21 protein-coding genes, 1 tRNA gene and 2 pseudogenes are annotated in these 26,292 nt (G+C 69.1%); 13 read left to right on the top strand and 11 right to left on the bottom strand.

Annotated elements, in window-relative coordinates:
- Window positions 1-10: 10 nt before the first annotated feature.
- On the bottom strand, window positions 11-1,657 hold the full coding sequence (locus ACFYP5_RS24080; RefSeq protein WP_389039525.1) for an RDD family protein: 1,647 nt from the start codon (window positions 1,655-1,657) through the stop codon (window positions 11-13).
- A 214-nt stretch (window positions 1,658-1,871) separates the two neighbouring features.
- Here ACFYP5_RS24080 and ACFYP5_RS24075 point away from each other — a divergent pair, with 214 nt between their 5' ends.
- Window positions 1,872-2,348 carry an SsgA family sporulation/cell division regulator gene (locus ACFYP5_RS24075; protein WP_389039522.1) on the top strand — a complete coding sequence of 159 codons (477 nt, stop codon included), beginning with the start codon at window positions 1,872-1,874 and terminating at the stop codon, window positions 2,346-2,348.
- 41 nt (window positions 2,349-2,389) lie between these two features.
- Here the strand turns inward: ACFYP5_RS24075 and ACFYP5_RS24070 are convergent, their stop codons facing one another.
- Window positions 2,390-3,757, bottom strand: a complete 1,368-nt coding sequence (locus tag ACFYP5_RS24070; protein ID WP_389039519.1) for an FAD-binding oxidoreductase — start codon at window positions 3,755-3,757, stop codon at window positions 2,390-2,392.
- 97 nt (window positions 3,758-3,854) lie between these two features.
- Here ACFYP5_RS24070 and ACFYP5_RS24065 point away from each other — a divergent pair, with 97 nt between their 5' ends.
- Window positions 3,855-5,528 carry a tetratricopeptide repeat protein gene (locus ACFYP5_RS24065; RefSeq protein WP_389039515.1) on the top strand — a complete coding sequence of 558 codons (1,674 nt, stop codon included), beginning with the start codon at window positions 3,855-3,857 and terminating at the stop codon, window positions 5,526-5,528.
- Window positions 5,529-5,804: 276 nt separating this feature from the next.
- Here ACFYP5_RS24065 and ACFYP5_RS24060 read toward each other — a convergent pair whose 3' ends face one another.
- Together ACFYP5_RS24060 and hppD are read right to left on the bottom strand one after the other, a co-directional pair.
- Window positions 5,805-5,990, bottom strand: coding sequence for a hypothetical protein (locus ACFYP5_RS24060; protein ID WP_389039512.1), 186 nt, complete (start codon window positions 5,988-5,990; stop codon window positions 5,805-5,807).
- A 104-nt stretch (window positions 5,991-6,094) separates the two neighbouring features.
- Complete coding sequence (gene hppD, locus ACFYP5_RS24055; protein ID WP_389039509.1) at window positions 6,095-7,240, bottom strand: 4-hydroxyphenylpyruvate dioxygenase; 1,146 nt, start codon at window positions 7,238-7,240, stop codon at window positions 6,095-6,097.
- Between the two features lie 121 nt (window positions 7,241-7,361).
- On the opposite strand from hppD, the gene ACFYP5_RS24050 reads away from it, so the two are divergent.
- The 7 genes from ACFYP5_RS24050 (at window position 7,362) to ACFYP5_RS24020 (ending at window position 13,960) form a co-directional block, all read left to right on the top strand.
- Window positions 7,362-7,835 (top strand): Lrp/AsnC family transcriptional regulator, encoded by a 474-nt coding sequence (locus tag ACFYP5_RS24050; protein ID WP_030923048.1) that lies wholly within the window; start codon window positions 7,362-7,364, stop codon window positions 7,833-7,835.
- A gap of 15 nt (window positions 7,836-7,850) precedes the next feature.
- Window positions 7,851-8,498 (top strand): ABC transporter permease, encoded by a 648-nt coding sequence (locus ACFYP5_RS24045; RefSeq protein ID WP_389039506.1) that lies wholly within the window; start codon window positions 7,851-7,853, stop codon window positions 8,496-8,498.
- A complete protein-coding gene (locus ACFYP5_RS24040; RefSeq protein ID WP_389039503.1) occupies window positions 8,491-9,747 on the top strand; it encodes an ABC transporter ATP-binding protein in 1,257 nt (418 codons plus the stop codon). Before ACFYP5_RS24045 ends, ACFYP5_RS24040 begins: the two co-directional genes overlap by 8 nt.
- Window positions 9,748-9,815: 68 nt before the next feature.
- Window positions 9,816-10,670, top strand: a complete 855-nt coding sequence (locus tag ACFYP5_RS24035) for an ABC transporter permease (RefSeq protein WP_389039500.1) — start codon at window positions 9,816-9,818, stop codon at window positions 10,668-10,670.
- Complete coding sequence (locus tag ACFYP5_RS24030) at window positions 10,670-11,665, top strand: glycine betaine ABC transporter substrate-binding protein (protein ID WP_389039497.1); 996 nt, start codon at window positions 10,670-10,672, stop codon at window positions 11,663-11,665. Before ACFYP5_RS24035 ends, ACFYP5_RS24030 begins: the two co-directional genes overlap by 1 nt.
- A 63-nt stretch (window positions 11,666-11,728) precedes the next feature.
- Entirely contained in the window at window positions 11,729-12,337 is a 609-nt protein-coding gene (locus ACFYP5_RS24025; RefSeq protein WP_389039494.1) for a helix-turn-helix domain-containing protein, read from the top strand.
- Window positions 12,338-12,667: 330 nt separating this feature from the next.
- On the top strand, window positions 12,668-13,960 hold the full coding sequence (locus ACFYP5_RS24020) for an MFS transporter (protein WP_389039491.1): 1,293 nt from the start codon (window positions 12,668-12,670) through the stop codon (window positions 13,958-13,960).
- Window positions 13,961-14,049: 89 nt separating this feature from the next.
- Here ACFYP5_RS24020 and ACFYP5_RS24015 read toward each other — a convergent pair whose 3' ends face one another.
- From ACFYP5_RS24015 to ACFYP5_RS24000, 4 genes are all read right to left on the bottom strand, one after another.
- Window positions 14,050-14,838, bottom strand: coding sequence for a S16 family serine protease (locus ACFYP5_RS24015; RefSeq protein ID WP_389039489.1), 789 nt, complete (start codon window positions 14,836-14,838; stop codon window positions 14,050-14,052).
- A 136-nt stretch (window positions 14,839-14,974) separates the two neighbouring features.
- The gene (locus ACFYP5_RS24010; protein ID WP_030923018.1) at window positions 14,975-15,616 is read right to left on the bottom strand and encodes an IclR family transcriptional regulator; all 642 of its coding nucleotides are present in this window, start codon (window positions 15,614-15,616) and stop codon (window positions 14,975-14,977) included.
- A 543-nt stretch (window positions 15,617-16,159) separates the two neighbouring features.
- Window positions 16,160-17,941: a DEAD/DEAH box helicase gene (locus ACFYP5_RS24005; RefSeq protein WP_389039486.1), complete on the bottom strand. Its 1,782-nt coding sequence runs from the start codon at window positions 17,939-17,941 to the stop codon at window positions 16,160-16,162.
- Window positions 17,942-18,117: 176 nt separating this feature from the next.
- Window positions 18,118-19,581 (bottom strand): MFS transporter, encoded by a 1,464-nt coding sequence (locus tag ACFYP5_RS24000; RefSeq protein ID WP_389039484.1) that lies wholly within the window; start codon window positions 19,579-19,581, stop codon window positions 18,118-18,120.
- Window positions 19,582-19,798: 217 nt separating this feature from the next.
- Between ACFYP5_RS24000 and ACFYP5_RS23995 the strand changes: the two genes are divergently transcribed.
- Window positions 19,799-19,870: transfer RNA gene (locus tag ACFYP5_RS23995), tRNA-Cys, on the top strand.
- A 112-nt stretch (window positions 19,871-19,982) separates the two neighbouring features.
- Here the strand turns inward: ACFYP5_RS23995 and ACFYP5_RS23990 are convergent.
- Window positions 19,983-20,171, bottom strand: a complete 189-nt coding sequence (locus tag ACFYP5_RS23990) for a GntR family transcriptional regulator (protein WP_389039879.1) — start codon at window positions 20,169-20,171, stop codon at window positions 19,983-19,985.
- Between the two features lie 292 nt (window positions 20,172-20,463).
- On the opposite strand from ACFYP5_RS23990, the gene ACFYP5_RS23985 reads away from it, so the two are divergent.
- The 3 genes and pseudogenes from ACFYP5_RS23985 to ACFYP5_RS23975 all read left to right on the top strand — a co-directional run bounded on the left by ACFYP5_RS23985 (window position 20,464) and on the right by ACFYP5_RS23975 (window position 23,933).
- Window positions 20,464-21,636, top strand: coding sequence for an acyltransferase family protein (locus ACFYP5_RS23985; protein ID WP_389039482.1), 1,173 nt, complete (start codon window positions 20,464-20,466; stop codon window positions 21,634-21,636).
- Between the two features lie 385 nt (window positions 21,637-22,021).
- Window positions 22,022-22,633: pseudogene (gene rplD / locus ACFYP5_RS23980) on the top strand (50S ribosomal protein L4); the annotation flags it as partial.
- 928 nt (window positions 22,634-23,561) lie between these two features.
- Complete coding sequence (locus ACFYP5_RS23975; protein WP_389039479.1) at window positions 23,562-23,933, top strand: CU044_2847 family protein; 372 nt, start codon at window positions 23,562-23,564, stop codon at window positions 23,931-23,933.
- Between the two features lie 157 nt (window positions 23,934-24,090).
- Here the strand turns inward: ACFYP5_RS23975 and ACFYP5_RS23970 are convergent.
- Window positions 24,091-25,260, bottom strand: a pseudogene (locus ACFYP5_RS23970) (tyrosine-type recombinase/integrase); the annotation flags it as partial.
- A gap of 223 nt (window positions 25,261-25,483) precedes the next feature.
- On the bottom strand, window positions 25,484-26,292 hold an 809-nt coding region (locus ACFYP5_RS23965; protein WP_389039476.1), incomplete at its 5' end, for a tetratricopeptide repeat protein.

Here is a 26,292-nt window from a genome sequence, read left to right as displayed (position 1 = left end):
GTACGCGGGGTCAGCCCGCCACGAAGGTACGGGCGGCCTTGTCGTGCCAGCACTGCCGCCACGGGCGGTCGAACAGACACCACACCACGTTGACCACACCGATCACCAGGATGCCGAGCACACCGTAGACCAGCCACCGTCGCAGCGCCGCCCCGAAACCGGGCGCGCTGTGGGACTCGATGTCCCGCACCTCGAGCCCGCACAGCTTCTTGCCGAGCGTGCGGCCCCACTTCGCGGTCGGCAGCGCCTCCAGCAGCACACCGAGCACCAGGAACGCCGCGAGCGCCCCGCCGAACAGGACGGACGTGGTGGAGTCCACCAGCCAGACGGTGACCGTCTCCCCGGACAGCTTCGCCGCGTCGATCTTCTCCTCGATGTGATCCATCGCCTGCGTGACAAGGGGGAACGCGACCGCCCCGGCGAGCGCGCCCAGCACGACCGTGTCGACGAGCCGGGCGGCGAAACGCTTGCCGAGCCCGGCGGGGCGGGCCGCCGCCTGGGCCTGGGCGAGCTGCTGGAAGTGGTCGTTGACCGGGGGCTTCCAGGGCACGACGGGCTGCTCCGGCTGAGCCGGCTGCGGGCCGCCGAACTGCGGCTGACGCTGTTGCTGCTGGGGCGGAAGTTGCTGCTGTTGTTGCTGGGGGGCGGCGAGCTGATGGACCTGCTGCGCCCAGGAGGCAGCACCGCCGCCGGGTCCCGGAGTGAGCGGATTGTTGAGTTCCGACGGAGCGGGAGCCGGTGCGGGTGCTGCGGGGGCCGCGGCGCCTGCGGGTGTGATCCCGGGTGCCGGGGCAGGCGCGGGCGCAGAGACCTGCGGGGTGGCGCCGGGAGCGACCGCGCGGATCGACATCGTCCCCCCGCCCGGCTCCTGTTCGGCCTTCTGGGACCGGGCCGGCCGGCCGGCCTGACCCATGGCGCGGATCTCGACCGTGCCGTCGGCAGGCGGACGCCCCGCCTCGCCGGACCCGGCACCGGTCCCGCTCCCCGTCCCGCCGGCGCCACCGCTGCGGCCCGGCCGGTTGACCCGGATCGCGACGGTGCTCTCGGGGACCTGGCTGTTGCCGTCCCGCATGCCCGGCAGCGCGCCGCCCGTGGGGTCCTGCGAGCCGGGCCCTCGCGGATCCGTGGGAACCCGGTCCGCGGGGGCGTTGCCGCCCGGGGCGCGGTCGCCGGGCATCCGGTCGGCGGGGCCGCGCCCCGCCGGCGTACGCGGATCCTGAGCCGCGGCTGCGCCCTGCTCCCCCGGTCCGCCGGTCTCGCCGGGCTGCCCGGTGCCGCCCCAGGACACCCGCCGGTCGCGCTCGCCGCCGAAGCCGGTCTGCCGGGAGGCGTCTGCCTGCCAGGCGGATGCGGGCTCGGGGCGGTCAGGACCGTACGGCTCCTCGTCCAGGAAGACCGGACCGGTTTCGTCCACCGGCGTGTGGACCGGGCCGGACGGCTGCGCGGGGGCCGATCCCGGTACCGACGGCCGCTGCGGTTCCGGGGCCGCTCCAGCAGGCGTCTCGGGCGCCGACTCGCCCTGCAGAGGCGCGGGACGGCTGGTACCGGGCACCCACGAAGCGCCGTTCCAGTACCGGACATATCCGGGAATGGACGGGTCGGGGTAATACCCCTCGCGGGGCCTGTCGTCACCGGGTGCCGGGGTTGGGGCGCTCATCACCGTGGTCCCGTATCTCTTCGAAGCTTCAGGTCAACGGACCACATCTACCAGACAGCCGCGTACCCCCGTGCCAGTCCGGGTGTTTGGGCCACTTTCCGGTCGCCGTGAAGTTCTTCCCGGAAGTCGCGTAATAGGTGGCGGGGAGGGCGCTCTCTCCATGTGCGGGCCGGTCAGGGGGACCGGTTTCACAGGCACCGAAAGGACGCACCTCATGCACACCGTTGTGGAACGCGAGCTGGAGCTCAACCTGGTCCTGTCGCCGGAGCGCAGCATCCCCGTGCCTGCCCGGCTGACCTACCGCACGGAGGACCCGTATGCCGTGCACATCACTTTTCACGTCGGCTCCGACTTCCCGGTGCACTGGACGTTCGCCCGAGATCTGCTGGTCGAAGGCGCGTTCCGGCCGTGCGGGCACGGCGACGTACGGATCTGGCCGACCAAGATCCAGCGGCGCAGCGTCATCTGTGTGGCGCTGACCTCGCCCGACGGCGACGCGCTGATCGAGGCGCCGTCCGCGGCCGTGGCCGCCTGGACGGAGCGGACGCTGCGCCTGGTGCCGCCCGGCACGGAGACCGAACGGCTCGGTATCGACGCCGGTCTCGCCGAACTGCTCGCACCGCTGCCGGCCGACGACCTGTGGCTGAGCGACCCGTGGCCGTCGGACGAGTCGGCGGACGGCGAGTTCTGATGCGCAGCCTCCCGGGGAGGCCCAACGGCCCGTCGAGGGGATCAGAAGACCTTGCCGGGGTTGAGCAGCCCCAGCGGGTCGAACGCCGCCTTGATGCCCCGGTGCAGCTCGACGCTCACCTCGCCGAGTTCGCGGGCCAGCCATTCCTTCTTCAGGACGCCGACGCCGTGCTCGCCGGTGATGGTGCCGCCGAGTTCCAGGCCGAGCGCCATGATCTCGTCGAAGGACTCGCGGGCCCGCCGGGACTCGTCGGCGTCGGTGTGGTCGAAGCAGACGACGGGGTGGGTGTTGCCGTCGCCCGCGTGGGCGCAGACGCCGATGGTGAGGTCGTACTTCTCCGCGATGCCCGCCGTCCCCTCGATCATGGCGCCGAGCTTGGAGCGCGGTACGCACACGTCGTCGATCATCGTGGCGGACTTGACGGTCTCCAGGGCGGTCAGCGACATCCGGCGGGCCTGGAGGAGAAGTTCGGACTCGGCGGCGTCGGCCGCGGGGACCACCTCGGTGGCGCCCGCGGCGGTGCACAGTTCGGCGACGGCGGTCAGGTCGGCCGTGGGGTCCGGGGTGTCGAAGGCGGCGAGCAGGAGCGCCTCGGTGGAGTCGGGGAGGCCCATGTGGGCCATCTTGTTGACGGCGCGCACCGTCGTACGGTCCATCAGTTCGAGGAGTGAGGGAGTGTGACCGCGCTCCATGATCCGGCAGACCGCGTCGCAGGCGGCCGCCGCGGACGGGAACTCGGCGGCGAGGACGAGTTGCTGCGGCGGCTGCGGCTTCAGTGCGAGCACGGCTCCGACGACGATGCCGAGACTGCCTTCCGAGCCGACGAAGAGCCGGGTGAGGTCGTATCCGGCGACACCCTTGGCCGTCCGGCGCCCGGTCGTCAGAAGCCGCCCGTCGGCGAGGACGATCTCCAGGCCGATCACGTACTCGGCGGTGACCCCGTACTTCACGCAGCACAGCCCGCCGGACGCGGTGCCGATGTTGCCGCCGATGGTGCACATCTCCCAACTGGACGGGTCCGGCGGGTAGTACAGCCCGTGTTCGTTCACCGCGCGGGACAGCACGGCATTGACGACACCGGGCTCCACGACGGCGATCCGGTCGACGGGGTCGATCTCCAGGATCCGGTCCATCTTCACCAGGGACAGCACGATGCAGCCGTCGGAGGCGTTGGCCGCGCCCGACAGACCGGTACGGGCCCCCTGCGGGACGACCGGGACACGCAGTGCGGTCGCGGTCCGCATGACGTGCTGGACCTGTTCGACGGTGCGCGGCAGCACCACCACGGCCGGTGCGCCCGCGTCGCAGAAGCTCGCCATGTCGTGGGCGTACGAGGCGGTGATGTCCGGGTCGGTGATCAGGGCCTCGGCAGGAAGGCCTGCGCGCAGTCGTTCGAGAAGATCGTCCATGATCCAAGCGTGACACCCGGGGCCAGTGGTGTGAACCCGTCTGCGGCAGTGTTCGCAAGGTGCTGTGTGCTCTTCGTACTGACGCAGAGTGATCGGCATGGACGTCATGCCGCAGCAGCCTCCGGAGCCCCCGCACTCGGACCACTCGGATCCGGACCATCCGGATCGCCCGCCCCCCACCTCACTGCCCACCTCGCCGTCCTACGACGACGTGCCGCCGGGGACGCCGCCCACGCCCGACGGCGAACCGCCCCTCGGCCCGGACCCGGAGCCGTCGGTGGAACCGCCGCCCGCCTCGTTGCACACGACGCTGCGCAGGGCGGCGTTCGGCGTGGTCGCGGCTGCCGTGCTGGTGACAGGTGCGGTCGTGGCGGTACCGGACGACGGCAGGAAGGCCGCGCCGCCGTCCGAGCCGGGAGGGGTCTCGCGCGCCCTGGCGGCGACGAACTCGGGCTCTCCCGCCTCCCTCTCGGATCTGAAGGCGATGATCGGGGACCGGCGGAGCTGGGTGGGCACGCATCCGTCCGACGCGCGGTCGTGGGCGACGCTCGGCACGGCTTACGTGGAGTGGGGGCAGCGCTTGGCGGACGCGGCGTACTACGGGCGGGCCGAGCAGGCACTGAGGCGCTCTCTGGACGCACAGCCGGGTGACCACGGGAACACGGCGGCCCTGGTGGGGCTGGCGACGCTGGCCAACGCGCGGCGCGACTTCGTCACGGCGAAGAAGTGGGGCGAGACGGTACGGGCCCGGCAGCCGAAGGACTGGACGGCGTACCCGGTACTGATCGACGCGTACGACGGGCTCGGTGAGTACACGGCGGCGGGCAAAGCGGCGGAGAAGTACACGGCGCTGCGCTCGGGCGTCCCGGCACTCTCGCGGACGGCGCAGATGTACCGGAACCAGGGCCGTCGCGAGGACGCGCTCGTCACCGCGCAGAACGCGGCGAGCCGGGCCACCGCACCCGCCGAGAAGGCGGACTGTCTGCACCGGCTGGGCGAACTTGCCTGGGAGCAGGGCGAGTCCGAGAAGGCGGTGACCCAGTACAGCGCGGCCCTGCGGACCGACCCGGCCCACCATCCGTCGCTCGCCGGCCGGGCCCGGGCGCTGGCGGCCCTGGGCCGCACGGACGAGGCGCAGCGCGACTACCGGGCGGCGCTGTCCCGGCTCCCCCGCCCCGAATACATGCTGGAACTGGGCGAGTTGTACGAGTCGCTGGGCCGGGGCGACGAAGCCCTCGGCCAGTACACCCGGCTTCGCAAGAGCCTGGCCCGGGCCGACGGCTACGGAGTCGACGACGCGTTGCTGCTGGGCCGCCTCGAGGCCGACCACGGGAACGCGGTCACGGCGGTGAGACTCCTGAAGACGGAGTGGCAGCGCCGGCATCACAGCGCTGAGGTCGCCGACGCGCTGGGCTGGGCGCTGCACCGTTCGGGCGACTCGGCGAGTGCGCTGCAGTACGCGCAGCAGGCGGCGGACACGGGCGGAGGGGCGGCGCTGTACGCGTATCACCTGGGCGTGGTCGAGCAGGGTCTGAGGGAGTACGGCCCGGCCCGCCGAAACCTGGAGGAGGCGCTGCGGACCAACGCGCAGTTCTCACCGCTGGCGGCCCCGGCGGCCCGGAAGGCCCTGGACGCGCTGAGCCCGCCGTCGGCGACCGGCCCGCGGGACGTGCAGCCCACTCCGGGGCCGGATCCCATGGCCGCCGGCCCGGGCCGCGGCACGCCCGCTCCGGCCGCCGGGGCGGCATCGCCGGCGGCGGGCGGCCACTGACAGGGTGCGGTGCCCGACGCCGTGCGCGGGACGTACTCGCCGGGCCGCCCGCGGTGGTGCACACGGATCGCCGGACGGCCCGGCTTCCGGCCGTCCGGCGCTTCACCTTCACCGACCGGAAACGAGCGGCGACTACCGGTGCAGTGTGGTGCCGGCTGTGACCCCGGTCCGCTGGAGGGCGGCGTTGGTCGCGCGGGTCGAGTCCCCGTCCGTCGGAGAAGACCAGGCGGACACCGACGGCGTGACACTCCGGGCCGTCGGCCGAATCGGGGAAGGTCACGGTGCCGGCCGCCGAGCCGTGGTCCACGCCCGCGGAACGGCAGGCGCGGCCCGGCCGGCCGTCGCCGCCCGGGTGGTGTTCCTCAGCGTGATACGGCCCGCGGCGACCCCGTCGACGCCGAAGTCGTAGACGGTGCCGTTCACGGTCAGGTTGTCCACGTACGTGTCGAGCGTGGCACCCACGTCGCCGAGCCGGCCGACTTTCGCGATGACCCCGAACCCCCAGCACGAAGGGCGGGGCCTCCGCGTCCGCCGGGAGCCCCGCCCTTCACATCCGAGAGTCCGGCTCAGAGGTTGCCGCGCTTCTCCTGCTCGCGCTCGATCGCCTCGAACAGGGCCTTGAAGTTGCCCTTGCCGAAGCCCATCGAGCCATGGCGTTCGATCATCTCGAAGAACACCGTCGGGCGGTCCTGGACCGGCTTGGTGAAGATCTGCAGCAGGTAACCGTCCTCGTCGCGGTCGACAAGGATCTTCAGCTCGCGGAGCGTCTCCACCGGGACACGGGTCTCGCCGGCCCACTCGCCGAGGGTGTCGTAGTACGAGTCGGGGGTGTCCAGGAACTGGACACCGGCCGCGCGCATCGCACGTACCGACGCGACGATGTCGTTCGTGGCGAGGGCGATGTGCTGGACGCCCGCGCCACCGTAGAACTCCAGGTACTCGTCGATCTGCGACTTCTTCTTCGCGATCGCCGGTTCGTTGATCGGGAACTTGACCTTCAGAGTGCCGTCGGCGACGACCTTCGACATGAGGGCGGAGTACTCGGTGGCGATGTCGTCGCCCACGAACTCCTTCATGTTGGTGAAGCCCATGACCTTGTTGTAGAAGCCGACCCACTCGTTCATCCGGCCCAGCTCCACATTGCCGACGCAGTGGTCGACGGCCTGGAAGGTGCGCTTGGCCGGCGGTTCGACGATCGGCGCGGCCGCTGCGAAGCCGGGGAGGTACGGACCGTCGTAACCGCTGCGGTCGACGAGGGTGTGGCGGGTCTGGCCGTACGTGGCGATCGCGGCCAGCACGACCGTGCCGTTCTCGTCCTTGATCTCGTGCGGCTCGGCGAGACCCAGCGCGCCGTGTTCGACGGCGTACGCGTACGCCGCCCGGGCGTCCGGGACCTCGATGGCCAGGTCGACCACGCCGTCGCCGTGCTCGGCGACATGGTCGGCGAGGAAGCGGCCGTGGTCGGTGGATGCCTTGATGACGGAGGTGAATACAAAGCGTGCCGAACCGTTGGTCAGCACGTAACTGGCGGTCTCGCGGCTGCCGTTCTCCGGTCCGGAGTAGGCGACGAGCTTCATGCCGAAGGCGGTCGAGTAGTAGTGCGCGGCCTGCTTGGCATTGCCCACGGCGAAGACGACCGCGTCCATTCCCTTGACCGGGAAGGGATCGGCCTGCCGGGAGGTAACGGGGGCGTTGTGCAGCGTCTCAGTCATGCTGGAAGACTCTCCCCACATCGCAAGGTGCGCAATAGTTTGCGTATCTGCTGGGCAATGTGTACAGGTGCTTGCCGGAACAGGCAGACTATCTGTACAGGGTGACCATAGGGAGTCGCACGTGGCGATCGATCATCTGGACGGGCGGCTCATCGTGCTGCTCGCCCGCGAACCGCGGATAGGCGTACTGGAAGCGTCCCGTCGGCTCGGGGTGGCCCGCGGGACCGTGCAGGCGCGGCTCGACCGGCTTCAGTCGAATGGCGTCATCCGCGGATTCGGCCCGGACGTCGATCCGGCAGCGCTCGGCTACCCCGTCACCGCCTTCGCCACGCTCGAGATCAAGCAGGGCCAAGGTGCCGATGTACGGGCCCATTTGGACGGCGTCCCCGAAGTGCTGGAGCTGCACACCACGACCGGGCACGGCGACATGCTCTGCCGGCTCGTCGCCCGCTCCAACGCCGACCTTCAACGGGTGATCGACCGCGTTGTCGGTTTTGATGGCATTGTCCGGGCCTCCACGGCGATCGTCATGGAGAACCCGGTGCCTCTGCGCATCATCCCCCTCGTCCAGCAGGCAGCGGAGGACAGCGACTGAGTCGAGGAGTGGCGTGTGAGCTTCTGGGAGTACCTGGTCAATCGGCACCAGCAGCTGCTCACCGACGCGTACCAGCATGTCAGCGCCGTGTTCCAGTGCATGGTCATCGCCACCGTGCTCGGCATCCTGATCGGGATCGTCACCTATCGCAGCAGCTGGGGCGGCTCACTGGCCATCACCTCGACGGCGGCGATCCTCACCATCCCGTCCCTCGCCGCGATCGGTCTGCTGATCCCGCTCGTCGGGCTGGGGGTCCCGCCCACCGTGATCACGCTGACGCTGTACGGGCTGCTGCCCGTCGTCCGTAACTCCATCGTCGGACTGCGCAGCGTCGATCCGGCCCTCGTCGACGCGGCCAAGGGCATCGGGATGTCGCGCATCGCCCGGCTCTGCAGGGTGGAACTGCCACTCGCCTGGCCGCCGATCCTCACCGGCATCCGGGTGTCGACGCAGATGCTGATGGGCATCGCCGCCATCGCCGCATACGCCTCCGGCCCCGGCCTCGGCAACGAGATCTTCCGCGGCATCGCCTCGCTGGGCAGCGCCAACGCGATCAATCAGGTCCTCGCCGGCACCCTCGGCATCGTCATCCTCGCCCTGCTCTTCGACGCCGCGTACGTCCTGCTCGGGAGGCTCACCATCCCGAGGGGGATCCGTGCCTGAGACCGACACCGGGGCCGCGGACAAGCCCGCCACCACCTCCGGGGCAACCATCCAGCTGGAGGCACTGACCAAGCGCTATCCCGGCAACCCGAAGCCGGCCGTGGACAGTGTCTCCATGGAGATCAAGGCCGGGGAGACGGTGATCTTCGTCGGTCCGTCCGGCTGCGGGAAGTCCACCACCCTGAAGATGATCAACCGGCTGATCGAACCGACGTCCGGCCGGATCAGGATCAACGACGAGGACGTCACCGACATCGACCCGGTGAAGCTGCGCCGCAAGGTCGGGTACGCGATCCAGTCGTCCGGGCTCTTCCCCCACATGACGGTCGCCGAGAACATCGCCCTCGTACCGAAGATGGTCGGCTGGTCGAAGTCGAAGGTGAAGGACCGCGTCGAGGAGATGCTCGACCTGGTCGGGCTGGACCCACGGGAGTTCCACGGGCGCTACCCGCGCCAGCTGTCCGGCGGCCAGCAGCAGCGGGTGGGCGTGGCGCGGGCGCTGGCCGCCGATCCGCCGGTGCTGCTGATGGACGAGCCGTTCGGCGCCGTCGACCCGATCACCCGCGACCATCTCCAGGACGAGCTGATCCGGCTCCAGCACGAACTGCACAAGACGATCGTCTTCGTCACCCATGACTTCGACGAGGCGATCAAGCTGGGCGACCGGATCGCCGTGTTGCGGGAGCGTTCGCACATCGCGCAGTTCGACACTCCGGAGGCGATCCTCACCAACCCGACGGACGACTTCGTGTCCGGGTTCGTCGGCGCGGGCGCGGCCCTGAAACGGCTCAACCTCACCCGCGTACGGGAAGTGGAGATCGCCGACTTCCCGACGGTGACGGTCGACGACCCGCTGCAGGACATCTTCAACAAGCTGCGCTCCGGCCCGCACAACGAGCTGCTGATGCTGGACCGCAGGAACCGTCCCTACAAATGGCTGCGGCGCGGCGACCTGATGCGGGCCCGTGGCTCGCTGGCGCGAGCCGGGCAGCTGGTCCACGACACGGTGACCCGGGACGGCACGCTGCACGACGCACTGGAAGCCGTGCTCATCGACAGCGGCGGCCGGGTCGCGGTGACCGGGCGGCGCGGCGAGTTCATCGGCGTCGTCGACATGCAGACCCTGATGAACTCCGTCCACGAACTCCTGGAGGCCGACCGGCTCACCGCCATGGAGCACCAGCACGATCTGGAGGAGCTGCGCGCCCATCAGACCGAGCGGGACCAGGAGGGCGGTGCAGGCGCATGAACCCCGACCAGCCGGTCCCTCCCGACCAGCCGATTCCCCCCAACGGTTCGATTCCTCCACTCATTCCGGTGCCTGCCGAGACCGGTGAGCAACCGACGTCCGTCCGGCTGCCCGGCGAGCTCGAGGTCAGGGGCCGAGCCTTCCACGACGAGGAGGAGGAACCCGCACCGCCGCCCGCAGGACCGCCGCGCCGGATCACCTGGCGCAAGCTGGTGCTGGTACCGGTCGCCCTGGCGATCGTCCTCGTCGCCACCTACCTGTGGATCACCAACGTTCCTCTCGACTCGATCGCGAGGAACTCGCTCTCCGGCGGCAATGTGCAACTGCGCTGGTGGCAGCATGTCGAATTGACCGCGATCTCCACCTTCTGGGTGCTGATCATCGCCATTCCGCTCGGGATCGCGCTCACCCGGCGCAGATTCCGCAAGGGCGCCCCGCTGGTCACGGTGGTCGCCAACGTCGGGCAGGCCACCCCGGCGATCGGGCTGCTCGCCCTCCTGGTGATCTGGCTGGGCATCGGTCCGCGGACGGCGATCATCGGCATGGTGATCTACGCGGTGCTGCCGGTGCTCTCGAATACGGTGGCCGGCCTGAAGGCGATCGAACCGAACCTGGTCGAGGCCTCACGCGGCATCGGCATGTCGGCGATGGGAACGCTCACGAAGGTCGAACTGCCGCTCGCCGTCCCGCTGATCCTGGCGGGCGTGCGGACGGCGCTGGTGCTCAACGTCGGCACGGCGACCCTGGCGACGTTCGGCGGCGGTGGCGGGCTCGGCGACCTGATCACCTCGGGCATCCAGACGCAGCGGATGCCGGTGCTGGTCCTCGGTTCCGTGCTGACGGTGGTGCTGGCGCTGCTGGTGGACTGGATGGCCTCCCTGGTCGAGGTGGCGCTGACACCACGCGGACTGGAGGTGGGGTGATGCGTACGGGGGCGGGGGCGTCGCGCACGTTCCGGGCCGCTCTGGTCGGTGTGCTGGTGCTCACCCCCGTGCTCGCCGGCTGCGGGCTCAAGAGCGGTTCGCCGATGGCCGACGACGTGGCGCCGGGCTCCGTCGGCCAGGGGCGACCGCTGGACGGCGCCTCGCTGACCGTCACCTCGAAGAACTTCAGCGAGAACATCATCCTCGGCCAGATGATCGGCCTGGTCTTCAAGGCCGCCGGTGCCGAGGTCCTGGACCGGACGAACCTGCCCGGGTCGATCAGTGCGCGCGAGGCCATCATCAAGGGTGACGCCGATGCGATGTACGAATACACGGGCACCGCCTGGATCACCTACCTCGGCCATGCGAAGCCGATCACCGACCCGCTGAAGCAGTGGAAGGCGGTCCGGGACGAGGACCGGAAGAACGGGGTGACCTGGCTGCCGCAGTCCACCCTCAACAACACCTACGCCCTGGCCATCAGCAAGAAGAACAACGCGAAGTACCGCCTGAGGACGCTCTCCGACGTCGCCGCGCTGGCGAAGAAGAACCCGCCGGCGGTCACGATCTGCGTGGAGAACGAGTTCGCCTCGCGCGACGACGGGCTGCCGGGCATGGAGAAGGCGTACGGGATGTCGATCCCGCCCGGCAACATCAAGAAGATGGACGCCGGGATCATCTACACACAGGTGTCCAAGTCCAACTCCTGCCTGCTGGGCGAGGTGTACACCACGGACGGCCGGATCAAGGCGATGGACCTCGACGTCCTCGCGGACGACAAGCACTTCTTCCCCAACTACAACGCGGCGCCCGTCATCCACACCGCGACCTTCGACAAGTACCCCGAGATCGCAGGGCTGCTGGATCCGCTCAGCAGGCGGCTGACCACGGAGGTCGCGCAGGAGCTGAACGCGAAGGTGGACGTGGACGGGCAGGACCCGCACCAGGTGGCGAAGGACTGGCTGATCCAGGAGGGCTTCATCAAGAACGGATAGGCACGGCAGGGAAGTTACAAAGAATTCGTTGCAAAGATACCTTTGCATCTCTACAGTCGAAGCATGGCCGCGAACGAAGCCGACGGCGAGAAGCCGCTCGACCCGAACATCCACCGCGTCGACGCCCGCACGCTGCGCGGCCTCGCCCACCCCCTGCGACTCCGCCTGCTCAACACCCTCCGGGAGTTCGGCCCCGCCACCGCGTCGGGACTGGCGGACCGGCTCGGCGAGTCCAGCGGCGCCACCAGCTACCACCTGCGCCAACTGGCCACGTACGGCTTCGTCGAGGACGACCCGACGCTCGGCAAGGGACGCGAGCGGTGGTGGCGGGCCGTTTACATGGGCATCACGTTCGACCGGACGGCTGAGTTCCTGCGTGACCCCAATCCCGAGGTGCGCGGCGCCACCAGGCTCGTGCTGCACGAGATCGCCGGCTCACACACGCAGGAGCTGAACACCTGGCTCGGCACCATGCACGAGTGGCCCGAGGAGTGGCAGCACTCGTGGGACGTGAGCGACTTCAAGATGCGGCTCACCCCGGAGCTCTCGCTGGAACTCGCCGAGAAGATCCACGACCTGGTCGAGAGCTACCGGGGCCGGGTCCCCGAGGACACCGAGGGCTCGGCCGTCGTCCGCACCCATCTTCACGTCTTCCCGCGCCCCACCGACTGACCGCACGGCCCGACCGCACGCCGCCCGGTCGCACCGCCTGTCCGCACCGCCTGTCCGCACCGCCCGGCCGCACCGCCTGACCTCACCGCCTGTCCGCACCGCCCGAGAGGACTTCGCCATGCACCCCGACATGCACTTGCCGCTGCACCACCTCCGCTCCGCCGAACTGCAGCAGCGTGCATCCGAGTTCAGCCTGTGCCGTCGGCCCCGCCAGTCACCGCGGCAGGGTCTCCGCATGCACCTGGGATGGGCCCTGGTCGAGCTGGGCCTGCACGTCCTACCGAACCGCCGCGGCCTTCCGGCCCCCGGCACCCCTCGCACGGCGTAACCATGGGCGGGGGGAACCGCAAACCGCTCGCTGCTCTTCTCGCAGCCAACTCCATATCGACTGCGGGCACTTCGCTCACCCTGATCGGGGTCCCGTGGTTCGTCCTGCAGACCACCGGCAGCGCCGGCCGGGCCGGCGTCGTCGCCTTCTGCGCCACGCTGCCGATCGTCGTCTCCGCGGTGATCGGCGGACCCGTCATCGACCGAGCAGGACGGCGACGGGTCTCCGTCACCTCCGACACGGTGTGCGGTCTCGCCATCGCCGCCGTCCCACTGCTGCACTACGCGGGGGCGCTCGAGTTCTGGATGCTCTGCGCGCTGATGGCACTGAACGGACTCGTCCACACGCCCGGCAACACCGCGCGCTACGTCCTCCTGCCGGATCTCGCCGAGCACGCCGGGACCACGATCACCCGCGCCGCCAGCCTCTTCGACGCCACCTCGCGCGGCGCCAGGATGACCGGCGCGGCTCTGGCCGGGGTACTGATCGCGTTCGTGGGTGCGGAAACCGTACTGCTGCTGGACGCCGCGACGTTCGGCGCGTCCGCACTGCTGATCGCGGCGGGCGTACGAGGAGTGCGGTCGGCCGAGCCGCGCAAGTCGGCCGCGCCGGTCTCGCTGCCTACCTACCGCGCCGAACTGCGCGAGGGCTACACCTACTTGTTCGGCAACCGGCTGCTGCTGGCCGTCGTGGTAATGGTGCTCTTCATGAACGGCACCGACCAGGGCTGGAACGCCGTGCTGCTTCCGGTGCACGCCGAGCGCGAACTGGGCGGTGCGACCCAACTGGGGCTGCTCACCGCACTGTTCGGTGCGGGCGGCCTGACGGGCGCGCTGGTGTACGGGGCGGTGGGGCACCGGTTCTCACGGCGGGCCGTGTTCACGGTGTGCGTGGTGCTCTGCGGCGGGCCGAGGTTCGTGGTGGCCGCGCTGACGGACACGACGCTGCCGCTCGCCGTGACGATGCTGCTCGGCGGTCTAGCGGGCGGGGTGCTGAACCCGATCCTGACCACGGTGATGTACGAACGAGTACCGCAACGGCTCCGCAGCCGCGTCTCCGGGGCGATCACCGCGGGCTGCGAGCTGGCACTGCCGGTGGGCGGGCTGGTGGCGGGGCTGCTGGTCGAGAGCGTGGGTGTGGACGGGGCGCTGCTGGCGCTGGGTGGGGTGTACCTGCTGGCGACGGTGAGCCCGATGGTCTTCCCCATGTGGCGGACGATGGACAGCAGGCCGTCCGATGGGGCGCGGGGCGGTGAACCGGCCGCCGAGGTGAAGGCGGACGTCTCACGCGAGTAGGCGGGCGGCCCGCACACCGACCGGACCGGGCCGGGTCGGCCGGACCGGGCCGGGTCGGGTCGGCCGGGTCGCGCCGGGCCGGCCCGGCGTCAGCAGCTCGGGACCTTGTGGCCCTGCTCCAGCGCCTGCAGCGAGGACACCGCGCTCTTCAGCGTCGTGACGGGGATCAGCTTGAGCCCCTTCGGGAGCTCGGCGCCCGCCTCCTTGCACTCCGCCTTCGGGACGAGGAAGACGGTCGCCCCGTCGCGCTTGGCGGCCTGGGTCTTGAGCGAGACCCCGCCGACCGCGCCGACATCGCCGTTCGCCTCGATGGTGCCCGTACCGGCGATGGTGCGGCCACCGGTGAGATCGCCACCGGAACCGTTGCCGTGGAGCTTGTCGACGATGCCGAGCGCGAAGAACAGGCCGGCGCTGGGCCCGCCCACATTCGCGAGACGCAGGGTGACGTCCACCGAGCCGGGGGGCTTTCCGAGATACGTCAGGGCCGCGTCGACGGCGGAGTTCTGCGACTTCTTCATGTCCTCGAGGTTGTGCTTCTCGATCTCCTTCTCGGAGCCGCCGGTCGGGTAGACCGAGTCGCGGGGCAGGACCGCACGGTCCGTCCGGAACCAGCCGTCGATCACATCTCCCAGGCCGACGTCCGCGTTCGGCCCGGTCGCAATGATCGTCGTCATCCGCAACTGGCCCCTGGTGGACCGGGTCGGCGTGCCCTCGATGCTGATCACGGGCGTGCCGCGCACGTCCCCGAGCACGTTCGCGGTCGTACCGGGCTGCGCCAGCGTGAACGGCAGCGGCGCGAAGGCGGCCACGCCGAACAGCGCGAGGACGGGCAGAGCGCACAGGGCGAGTGTGCGGGGGCGCGAGAGACGAGTGACCACCCGCCCAATCTAGCCGCCGGGGGCGGAGGGCGAGTGCGGCCACCCCCGGCCCGTCCGGCGCCCGAGGACGCCCGAGCCGCCGGGCCGGGCCGTCCGGCGCCCGAGGACAGCACGGCCACCGGACGGCACCGGTGCACTACCGCAGCGCGTCCGCCACCTCACGGGCCGCGTCGACGACGCGTGGGCCGACCCTCTCCGGTACCGCGTCCGCGAGCATCACCACACCCACGCTGCCCTCGACCCCGGTCACGCCCATCAGCGCCGCCGCGGCGCCACTCGCACCCGCTTCGAGTTCGCCGTGGGTGAGGGTGAAAGCGGGTTCGGCCACCGGCTTCGCCCGGGCGGCAAGGATCGCCCGGCCCGCTGCCCCGCGGTCGAGGGGATGACGGAAGCCGGCCCGGTACGCCACGTGGTAATCGGTCCAGGTCGGTTCGACGACCGCGACCGCCAGCGCGTCGGTGCCGTCGACCAGGGTCAGGTGGGCGGTAGCTCCGATGTCCTCGGCGAGGGACCGCAGCGCGGGCAGCGCTGCCTCCCGTACGAGCGGATGCACCTGGCGGCCCAGGCGCAGCACGCCCAGGCCGACTCTTGCCCGGCCGCCCAAGTCGCGGCGCACCAGGGCATGTTGTTCCAGAGTGGCGAGCAGACGGTAGACGACGGTGCGGTTCACGCCGAGTTTGTTGGACAACTCGGTGACAGTCAGCCCGTGGTCGGTGTCGGCAAGCAGCTTGAGGACGCGTAGTCCCCGGTCGAGCGTCTGGGAGGTCTCCGCGGTCACGACGCCCTCTCCTCTTTGGTGAGTGGCGGCACTCTCACGGAGGTTGCGTCGCCGGTCCCAGCGGCGACGCACGGAGAGGCCGCCGGCGGCCAAGGCACCGGCTGCGCTCCGCGGCGGCGTTGCCACGGGGCGTTCACTTTTTGGGGACAGTAGCGAGCCAGTCCGCTCAGCGGAAGACCTCGTCCAGAATCCGGGCGTCCGCGAACATGCGGTTGTGTCTCGGAAGCATAAGTGCCGGTCAGCGCGGCGCGGATCGGATTCTGACCATCTACGCGCGTCCAGGTCGACGGACGTCTTCGCGACGCTCCGTGTGCGGAAGTGAACCGTCGTTAACTCACCGTGAACGGATGTGGCGTAATTTTTCTGTCCGTCAAGACCTCTCGCCCCCGCAGCACCGCCGTCGCCGGGCCCCGGACGGCGGAGCCGGGGTCGGTCCGGGGCCCACCCTCCCGGCCCGACCGACTCCCGACCCCCGCCCCGACCGACTCCCGAGCCCCGTCACCGCGCGGCCTCACGACCTCACGACCGTGCGGCCGCACGGCCTCACGTCATGCGCGTGGCCCACTCCTGCACCTTGTTGATCCGCTGCTGGATCTGCCCGGCCGTCGCCTCCGCGCTCGGCGGCCCGCCGCAGACCCGCCGCAGCTCGGTGTGGATCACACCGTGCGGCTTGCCGCTCTGGTGCGTGTACGCCGACACCATCGTGTTGAGCTGCTTGCGCAGCCCCAGCAGCTGCTTGTGGGTGACCACCGGCCGGGCCTCGGCCGGCTTCTCCAGCAGGTCGGCCTCCCCGGCCGGCTTCTGCCTGCTGTGCGCGATCTGCCGGGTCTGCCGCTTCTGGAGCAGCAGCTGCACCTGGTCGGGTTCCAGCAGCCCGGGGATGCCCAGGTAGTCCTGCTCCTCCTCGCTGCCCGGATGCGCCTGCATGCCGAACTCGGCACCGTCGTAGAGCACCCGGTCGAAGACCGCGTCGGACTCCAGCGCCTCGAACGGCAGCTGCTCCTCGGTCTCCTCGTCCTCCAGCCGCTCCGCGTCGGCGAGGAGCTTGTCCTCCTCCGAGAACGGGTTCTCCTCGTCGCTGCCCTTCTTGGGCTTGTCGAGGACGTGGTCCCGCTCGACCTCCATCTCGTTGGCGAAGTCGAGGAGCATCGGGATGGTCGGCACGAAGACGGAGGCGGTCTCGCCGCGCCGACGTGACCGTACGAAACGCCCGACGGCCTGGGCGAAGAACAGCGGGGTCGAGATGGTGGTGGCGTACACACCGACCGCGAGGCGCGGCACGTCGACGCCCTCCGACACCATCCGGACCGCGACCATCCAGCGCGAGTCGTCCTCGCTGAACTTGTCGATCTTCTTCGACGCGGCCTTCTCGTCGGAGAGGACCACGGTGACCTTCTCGCCGGTGACCTTCTTGAGGATCTTGGCGTATTCGCGCGCCGATTCCTGGTCGGTCGCGATGACGAGACCGCCCGCGTCCGGAATGCCCTTGCGTACTTCGGTCAGCCGCTTGTCGGCGGCCGACAGGACGTTCGGGATCCAGTCACCGGTGGGCGACAGCGCGGTCCGCCAGGCCTGCCCGATCGCGTCCTTGGTCATGGGCTCGCCGAGGCGGGCGGCGATCTCGTCACCGGCCTTGGTGCGCCAGCGCATGTTTCCGCTGTAGCTGAGGAAGATCACGGGGCGGACGACGCCGTCGGCGAGGGCGTTGCCGTACCCGTACGTGTAGTCGGCCGAGGATCGCCGGATGCCGTCGTTCCCCTCCTCGTACGCGACGAACGGGATCGGGTTCGTGTCGGACCGGAACGGCGTACCGGTGAGCGCGAGCCGCCGGGTCGCCGGGTCGAACGCCTCCTGGCAGGCCTCACCCCACGACTTCGAGTCACCGGCGTGGTGGATCTCGTCGAGGATCACGAGGGTCTTGCGCTGCTCGCACCGGTTGCGGTGCAGCATCGGACGGACGCCGACACCCGCGTACGTGACCGCGACCCCGTGGTACTCCTTGCTCACGGGGCCCGCGCTGTACTCGGGGTCGAGCTTGATCCCTATCCGGGCGGCCGCCTCCGCCCACTGCTTCTTCAGATGCTCGGTCGGCGCGACGACGGTGATCTGCTGCACGACATGGTGGTGCAGCAGCCATGACGCGAGGGTCAGCGCGAAGGTGGTCTTCCCCGCGCCGGGCGTGGCGACCGCGAGGAAGTCGCGCGGCTGCTCCTGGATGTACTTCTCCATGGCGCCCTGCTGCCAGGCTCGCAGCTTCCCGGCCGTGCCCCAGGGGGCGCGGCCGGGAAAGGCGGGTGAGAGGTGGTGGGAGGCGGTAGTAGTCACGGTCTCCGGTTCGGGGCTCTCGGGTACGTGGGGCGCTGTCCGCACGGGCCGGGACGGGCTCGTACGCGATACGACAACCGGGCCACCCTACCGGGGGCCCGACCGGAACCCCGTATGGACGAACCGTGGTTCGGGAGCGCTGAGACGCTCTTCACAGGAAATGGCTACCTGCGGCACTAAGGCTCTCCCCGAACCCGCCCCGCCACCCACGCCCCCACCAGCGCCACCCCCGCCATCGGCAGGAACACCACCGCGAAGGCCCCCGGATGCGCCGTGGACGCCCCCGCCTGCGCGGCCTCGTGCGCCGCCCCCACCGCACCGCCACCGAGCGCGGCGAACGCCGCGCCCCCCGCGGCCAGCAACAGCACGTTCGACAGCCCGTCGGAGATCTGCAGCGCGGCGGAGTTGGCCCCCGCCTCCTCCGGCGCCGACAGCTTCAGCAACAGCACGCTCGTCGAAGCGATCACCATGCCCATGCCGAAGCACCCGACGGCCCAGGCGACGGCCACCGTCCACACCGGCACCGAGGCGATCAGCACCGAGGGTGCGCCCGCGATCGCCGCCACGACCAGCACCATGCCGCCCACCATCAGCCGCTCCCGGTACGGTTCCAGGCGCGGCCGGGCCTGCACGTACGAGCCGAGCGCCCAGGTCCCGCCCCCGGCGGCGAGCGACAGCCCGGCCATCGTCGGGGACAGCCCGCGCTGCGTCACCAGCATCAGCGGGACGAAGGACTCGGCGGCGATGAACGACCCGGCGGAGATCCCGCGCAGCAGCACCACCGACGGCAGTCCGCGCGCCGCCCGCCCGGTACCCGCGGGCAGCAGCCCCCGTACGGCGGGAACGAGCAGAGCGACACCCGCGGCGGCCGGAACCAGCGCAAACCAGTTCCGCTCCTGCCCCGCGTACTGCAGCAGACCGGCCCCCACCGAGATGCCGAGCGCCAGACCGATGCGCCGGCGGTCGTACGGTTCGACGGGCGCCGACGGATCGGCAGGCCCGGACGCCATACGCCGGATCGCCGGCAGCGCGAGGGCCAGCGGGAAGACCACCAGCACCGGAATCCCGACGAAGACCCAGCGCCAGCCCAGATGCTCGGTCACGCTGCCGGAGGCGAGCGGCCCGACGACGGAGGGGACGACCCAGCTCGCGGCGAAAGCGGCCATGATCGCCGGCCGGATCCGCTCCGGATAGGCCCGGCTGACGACCACGTACAACGCCACGATCACCAGCCCGCCACCGAGCCCCTGCACGGCCCGCCCGGCGATGAACATCCACATGCTGCCCGCCGTCCCCGACAGCAGCAGCCCGGCTCCGAAGGCACTGATCCCGGCGGCCAGCGGCGCCAGCGGCCCGCGCCGGTCCGCCCACTGCCCGGAGAGCACCATGGCGAAGAGACTGGTCGTGAAGTACGCGGAGAACGCGAACGCGTACAACGGAATGCCGTGCAGCTCACGGGCGGCGACCGGCATCGCGGTCCCGACGGCGGTCGCCTCGAAGGCGATCAGGAACACGACGGAGACGATGCCGATGCTCAGCGCCCGATAGGTCCGGCCCAGCAGCCCTTCGGATTCGGCGACGACGGGAGCGTCCACAGCATGGGGCGAGACATCGGCGTCACGCGGTTCGAGGGCGGTCATGAGCCCAAGAGTAAGGGGCAAGATCCTCTTTGACCCCTGGCGCGAGTCGGTCGCGCACTGGTCCCTTGGTCGTAGGACCGGGGCGTGGAACGGGGCGCCGACCATGAACGGCGTATGGCAGTCGCGTTGCACCGTGCCCCGCGCTCTTGAGCACCCGCCCACGCCGCCCCTACGGTCGACACATCAGCAGGACACGCAGGAAACGCAAGAAACGCACGACCGTGTGCCCGAGTGGTTCAGGGGCTCGACTGCAACTCGAGTTACACCGGTTCGAATCCGGTCACGGTCTCCGGTCCGGGAGTCACGCGGATCTGCTGAAGGTGGGGAAGCGGCCCCTGACGGGCCGCTTCCCCACCTTCATTTCCCACCCTCGGTTCGCCCCATGGCCAGGTCGGCCGGAACTACGACGGCCCATCGGCCACGAACGATCCGAGCCCGACCTCGGTACGGATGAGCCCTTCAGCCTTCAGGTGGGTCAACGCCTTCTGGGCCGTCGAGGCCGCAATCCCGAACTCCGTCGACAGCTCCACCACGCTGGGGACTTTCCCGCCCACCGGGTAAGCACCGTCCGCGATGCGAGCAGTGATCACTGCCACTGCCGCGATGCCCAGGCGGATCCAGGGACCCAGGTTGCCCGTGCCCCGCCCCGGCACGCCGCCACTTCCGCCCCCAGGGCCGACATGGCTCCTGATACTCCGGCGCAAGCATCGTCACGTTCTCGGCACCCCTTGCCCCTGATGTACATGCGGGGTTCACCGTATGAACCTGAAGCGGCAACCGGGTCCGTCGCGACGGTCGGGCACAGTGTGCCCACCCACCCGATTCGATCACCAGTGCGGCAGCCCATGTCACGGCCGGCCCGCTGTCAGGAGCCTCCCCGCGATGGACAAGCCACTCCCGAGATCCGCCACCGTCGCCAGCAGTCCCCAGGGGACTGCGCGGGCCGAACGGGCCAGGGATCCATGGTGGGACAACGCCCGGTTCGTCTCTGCAACATTGATCGTGATTCTGCACACCGTGGGCAGCATCATGGAACGGGAGGACGTGCTGCACTCCTTCCACATCGCAAGCTGGGCCTTCCGGGTGCCGGCCTTCGTCATGCTGGCCGGCGTGTTCAGCAGCGCGGGCCCGCTCGGCTCCCGCCCCCTACGCTCCCTGCTGCAGAGCATCGTGCTGCCCGCCCTGGCGTTCAGTCTGTTCTTCTCGCTGGAGAGCCGATGGCTGGGGGCGGAGTTCACCCTGCATGTCGTCCAGTTGCCGTGGACCCTGTGGTTCCTGATGTCCCTCTTCTTCTGGCGGCTGCTGCTGCCGCTGGTGGTGCAGCTGCGACACCCGCTGGTGGTCACCACGGGCATCGCCCTCGCGGTGGGGTACATCGACGAGTTCGGGATGGCCTTCTCCGCCAGCCGGACCCTTGTCTACATGCCGTTGTTCTACCTCGGCTGGCGGATCGGCCAGGGCTACCTGCACACCTGGTTCACCAGCCGCTGGAGCCTGCCCGTGGCGGTCGCGGGCATTCTGGCCTCCTGTGTCACCGGCTGGCTGTGGCACCGGGACATCAAGGGCAACTGGCTGTCCATGCGCCACCCCTACTCCGTCGCCGATCCGATGAGCCTGGAATGGGCCTGGGTCATCCGGCTGCTGGTGCTGGCCTCGGCCGCGGCCCTGGTGCTCTGTCTGCTGAGGCTGATGCCCCGACGGCGGCTGCCGTTGATCTCCGCATTGGGTGCGGGCGGTTTCACCATCTATCTGCTGCATCCGCTGGTCATCATGCCGTTCCGGGAGCATGGCTGGATCTCCCGGGTGAACACCCCCGTCGAGATCGTCGGTCTGGTGCTCTGCGCGATCCTGCTGACGATGACGCTCGGCTCCCCGCCGGTCCGCCGACTGGTTCGGCCGCTGACCCGGCCGTCCATCAGCTGGCTGTTCGCCCCTGCCGCGCCGCGTCAGCAGCCCGTGTTCACGGAGACGACAACGTCGCCGACCCCGTCCACGGTGACGGCGACGATTCCGGCGCCCCGCAGTGCCGCCGAGCAGCAGACCACGGCGACCTGATCGCACGACGCGCACACACGGCCGCGTGCCCGACTGATTGAGGACTCGCCTGCAAAGCGAGTTACGCGGCTTCGATTCCCGCCACGGCCTCTACCCGCCTGACCAGGCAGAACGAAAGGGCGGCACCCCGTATTGGGGTGCCGCCCTTTGGCCGTCCGTCTCAGTTACCGTCTCAAACCCCTAGCCCCAGGCCGTCCGGGCCAAGGCATGTGCCACGAACGTACGCGATCAACACACGACGCGACGCGCCCACCGAGTGAGTGATCTCGAGGGTCAGGCTTACCGACATGCGATCACGGTGCACCTGAGGTGAGATAGAAGAGAAGCCATGGCCGCCATATGCACATCTCACCCATTGCTCACATGCTGCGCAGAGGCTGAGGTTATGAGAGTCATTGACCTTCTGTCGCCGGCCGGGTATAAGACCGGCAGTATCGGGCTACCACCTGACATTTTCGAAGCGAAGGTCAGCATTCCCCTGATCCATCAGGTCGTCGTGGCTCAGCTCGCCGCTTCCCGCCAGGGAACCCACAAGTCGAAGAGCCGTGGCGAGGTCTGCGGCGGCGGGAGGAAGCCGCATCGGCAAAAGGGTACTGGCCGCGCCCGTCAGGGCTCAGTCCGTGCGCCTCAGTTTGTCGGCGGTGGCGTGGTCCACGGCCCCAAGCCACGTGACTACTCGCAGCGAACTCCGAAGAAGATGAAGGCTGCCGCCCTTAGAGGTGCCCTTACCGACCGCGCTCGCCATAACCGCGTCCATGTGGTGACCGACATAGTAGAGGGCCCCAAGCCGTCCACCAAAGCTGCGAGAATTCTGCTGAGCAGGATTACTGAGCGCAAGAACCTACTCTTGGTTGCCGAACGGAATGAAGAAGCCGCCTGGCTGTCAGCCCGCAACCTGCCTCAAGTACACATCCTAGAATCGGGCCAACTCAACACATACGACGTATTGCTTTCCGACGACGTCGTATTCACACAGGCGGCGTTCGAGAATTTCGTACAGCGGTCAGAATTGCCTGATATTCCGGAATATCCTCAATGGCTCTCGACCGAAAGCGAGCGCCATTTCAACGAGTCGGCCCGACAAGCCCCAAGACACAAGCGTGTCGCATTCTGGTCGATTCGCGTTTCAGAAGAGGCGCAGATGTGGGCGGAAGGACGAGGGATTGATCCAGCGAGCGAGCACATCGCGATGGGGCACCTTGATCCAAGGTACGACGAAGTGCCAAGCAGGGTTTTCGGCGTGATCCTTTACCGCTATGTGCAAGATCTGCCGCCTGGCCTCAGTAAGGTCATAGGACATCTGAACGTCGATGGGCGAACATTCAAGATCGTGCAACGGAACGTAATCGTGAATCCGGCACTCCAAGTTGACCCACCTCCTGGCGGTTTGGTCGCCTGCTGGGCATGCTCCACAACAACCGAAAGCAAGGGGTGGCTTACTGCGCGACACGCAGTCAATCCAGCGGGACATGTCCATTTCTCGGAACGAGGAGTCGATCGAGGCAAAGGTGCTGTTGTCCAAGTAGGAATGGGGGACATCGATGCCGCCCTAGTCGCCCCAGATAACCCGCCGACGCCACCGCATAACCATAAGCTTCCCGTGGTTCCGATCCCCCTCCTCTTCAATCACATCTTCAATTTCACGGATCAGAACGGACGATCAATAAGGGGAGTAATTGAGGATGTGGAGACCACCTTCCCCATTCTGCTGGATCCGAAGTACGCGATACGCATCAGACTTTCCGACGCAGGGGCACACGGCGACTCTGGTGCCTTGATTCGAATAGTCGAGACCGGAGAAGCCGCTGGACTCTACATAGAAGATTACACGGCGAATGCGAGATGGGGGAACCCTGAAACAATGGGTGGGGTTGGTCTCGCTGCCGAGCAAATAGAGGCGATAATGGGAATCGAGTTGAGGGACGATGAACGACACAAGCCGCGACCTTGAAACTGTGCCAATCTTGGTGCGAACCATTCCGGAATGTGGGCACCCTACCGAGCCGGAAGAAAAGCGTGAGGGTTTCAGGCAGCACGGCAAGTTCCCGCTCCCTTGGGGCCACTCCAACGTTGAACTGGACGATGAATCCTTGCACCTAAAGGATCTACAGGCAAGCTTCGACAAAATTCAGCGCCAAGTCGAATCCATCATGGAAGCACAAGCCACCTCCAGCCATGGATTCGGCATCACCGAGGTGACCGCAAAACTGGGAATTTCGGCAAAAGGTGGACTGGCATTCATAGCCGAGGCCGGCATCGAAGCGTCGATCGAAGTGAAGTTTGTTTCACGAGGCTAACTTTGGATTCTTGGGGTGTCGTCGGCCTCCTGCTGGCCCAGAGCTAGCCACGCTTACGCTCGTCCAACAAATCTCCTAAGGGGCCACCCGAGGGGGACGGCGGGTAGCCCCTTCTACGGCTCAGGAACGGGTACTACACGCCGGGACTCTTCACTCCTCACCCCCTGGATTGCGCCATTGGCGCCCAGATCAGACCGTCCACCTGCCTCGCGATGTCCGTTCGTACCGCGTCGACCATGTGCTGATACCGAGCGGCCATGGCGGTCGTCGACCACCCCATGAGCCCCATGACCGCCCGCTCGGGGACACCGAGGATGAGCAGCACCGTCGCGGCTGTGTGCCGCGCGTCGTGCAAACGGCCGTCCCGGACCTTGGCCTCTGCCAGAAGAGACTTCCACTCGGTCCAGTCACGGCGGTGGGACGGACTACAGCCGTGCTCGTCCGGGAAGACAAGGCCGTTCTCCTCCCAACGTTTCCCGGCCGCTTCCCGCTCCGCTTCCTGCGCCTTGAGATGCGCACCGAGTAGGTCAACAAGCTGTTCGGGGAGACCGACCGCACGACGCCCGGCGCGGGACTTGGTGGTGGACAACTCCGGGTTGGTTCGTCGCCTTTGCGGGCAGTACCCGGCCGCCTTGCGTCCGCAGAGTTCGGCGCACCCGTGGGCGTACTGCGGCCGGTGGCGACTACGGCGGACAACGAGGAATCCACCCTCAAGGTCCACGTCCTCCCACTTCAGTCCCAGCACCTCGCCCTGGCGCAGTCCGAGGGCGAGGGCGACGGCCCACCGTGCGGAGTTGCGATGCTGCTCAGCAGCCTTGAGCAGCCGCTGTACCTCTTGGACGCTGTAGGGCTCCACCTCGTACTCACCCGTCTTCGGGGCCTTGGCCAACTGAACCGGGTTCTTGCCAAGATGCCCTCGCCGTACGGCTTCGTTGAGGGCGGTGCGGAAGGTGCGATGCACCTGGTGGGCAGTCCCGGGCTTGCTGCCGTTGGCCTGCATGTTCGCGTAGAACACCTCGATGTGCTCGGGCTTTAGCCGGTCGAGACGGTGAGCCCCCAAGCCGGGGATCACGTGCTTCCGCACGGCGACGCGGTAACCGACCATCGTGTTGTCGTTGACGGCGAGGGGCGCGACGTTCTCGATCCAGTGGGTAAGCCACGCCTCGACCGTCCACGCCTTGCCTGGTTTCCACACGGTCTTGGAGTCGCGCGCCTTCTCCAGCTCCCGGACAGCGGCCGTCACTTCGGCACGGGATTTGCGTTCCACGTGACGCCGATCCGGCTTGCCGTTGTCGCAGATGCCGACAGTGACGCGGCCATGCCACTTACAAACCTGCGAAGCGGTGGCGATGCTCAGCGTTTGATGCGTGCGCGGATGGCGAGGACACCGAGGGCCAGGAGGGGCGGTTCGAGGATGGAGCCCGAATCTGCCACGCCCGCTCAAGCTCAGACTGACTCTCAGATTCTTGAAGCGCGCCGACTCCTTGACACCATTCCTCACGCATAATCCCGCGTCGATCCTGTCGCGCGCCATCGGCTGCTGATCTTGTTCAAGAATCGGTCAATTGCTCAACAGCCGCATTCCCCACCTCCCCTAACCAGTAGGAAAGTTTATGTCGGGTATGGATAGTTCGGGGGTGGTCGGGTCCTAGCACCCGCTCCCGGTCGTCCAGCAGCTCGGCCAGGGCAGCCGCGGCGCCAGCCGCATCCCCCGCCTCCCCCCGGTAGGCGGCGAGGGCGCTCCGGGTGGTCAGGGTGTCGGGGTGATCGGGTCCGAGCACCCGCTCACGGTCGTCCACCAACTCGGCCAGGGCAGCCGCGGCGCCAGCCGCATCCCCCGCATCCCCCCGCCAGTAGGCGAGATTGTGTCGGTCGGTGAGAGTGTCGGGATGGTCAGGTCCCAGCACCCGCTCCCGGTCGTCCACCAGCTCGGCCAGGACGGCCGCTGCGCCAGCCGCATCCCCCGCCCCCCCTCGCCAGGCGGCGAGGTTGCTCCGAGTGTCGAGGCTGTCGGGGTGGTCGGACCCCAGCACCCGCTCCTGGTCCTCCAACACCTCAGCGAAGGCGGCCACGGCGCCGGCCGCATCCCCCGCCTTCCCCCGCCAGTGGGCAAGATTGTTCCGGGTGATGAGGGTTTCAGGGTGGTCGGCTCCCAGCACCCGCTCGCGGTCCCCCAGCAGCTCGGCGTAGGCGGCCGCTGCGCCAGCCGCGTCCCCCGCCGCCCCTCGCCAGGCGGCGAGGTTGCTCCGAGTGACGAGGGTGTCGGGGTGGTCGGACCCCAGCACCCGCTCCTGGTCCTCCAACACCTCAGCGAAGGCGGCCACGGCGCCGGCCGCATCCCCCGCCTTCCCCCGCCACG

The organism is Streptomyces sp. NPDC005262 (genome assembly GCF_042872425.1).
Lineage (GTDB): Bacteria > Actinomycetota > Actinomycetes > Streptomycetales > Streptomycetaceae > Streptomyces.
Note: the sequence above shows the minus strand (reverse complement) of the source record. Positions and strands in the feature narration are given on the sequence as shown.

Bases quoted from the DNA above. Each gene is read 5' to 3' on its own strand.
- ACFYP5_RS24080 (WP_389039525.1), bottom strand. From the start codon at position 1,657: ATGAGCGCCCCAACCCCGGCACCCGGTGACGACAGGCCCCGCGAGGGG.
- ACFYP5_RS23985 (WP_389039482.1), top strand. From the start codon at position 20,464: ATGGACAAGCCACTCCCGAGATCCGCCACCGTCGCCAGCAGTCCCCAG.
- ACFYP5_RS24020 (WP_389039491.1), top strand. From the start codon at position 12,668: ATGGGCGGGGGGAACCGCAAACCGCTCGCTGCTCTTCTCGCAGCCAAC.
- ACFYP5_RS24025 (WP_389039494.1), top strand. From the start codon at position 11,729: ATGGCCGCGAACGAAGCCGACGGCGAGAAGCCGCTCGACCCGAACATC.
- hppD (WP_389039509.1), bottom strand. From the start codon at position 7,240: ATGACTGAGACGCTGCACAACGCCCCCGTTACCTCCCGGCAGGCCGAT.
- ACFYP5_RS24075 (WP_389039522.1), top strand. From the start codon at position 1,872: ATGCACACCGTTGTGGAACGCGAGCTGGAGCTCAACCTGGTCCTGTCG.
- ACFYP5_RS24065 (WP_389039515.1), top strand. From the start codon at position 3,855: ATGGACGTCATGCCGCAGCAGCCTCCGGAGCCCCCGCACTCGGACCAC.
- ACFYP5_RS24000 (WP_389039484.1), bottom strand. From the start codon at position 19,581: ATGACCGCCCTCGAACCGCGTGACGCCGATGTCTCGCCCCATGCTGTG.
- ACFYP5_RS24070 (WP_389039519.1), bottom strand. From the start codon at position 3,757: ATGGACGATCTTCTCGAACGACTGCGCGCAGGCCTTCCTGCCGAGGCC.
- ACFYP5_RS24030 (WP_389039497.1), top strand. From the start codon at position 10,670: ATGCGTACGGGGGCGGGGGCGTCGCGCACGTTCCGGGCCGCTCTGGTC.
- ACFYP5_RS23975 (WP_389039479.1), top strand. From the start codon at position 23,562: ATGAACGACACAAGCCGCGACCTTGAAACTGTGCCAATCTTGGTGCGA.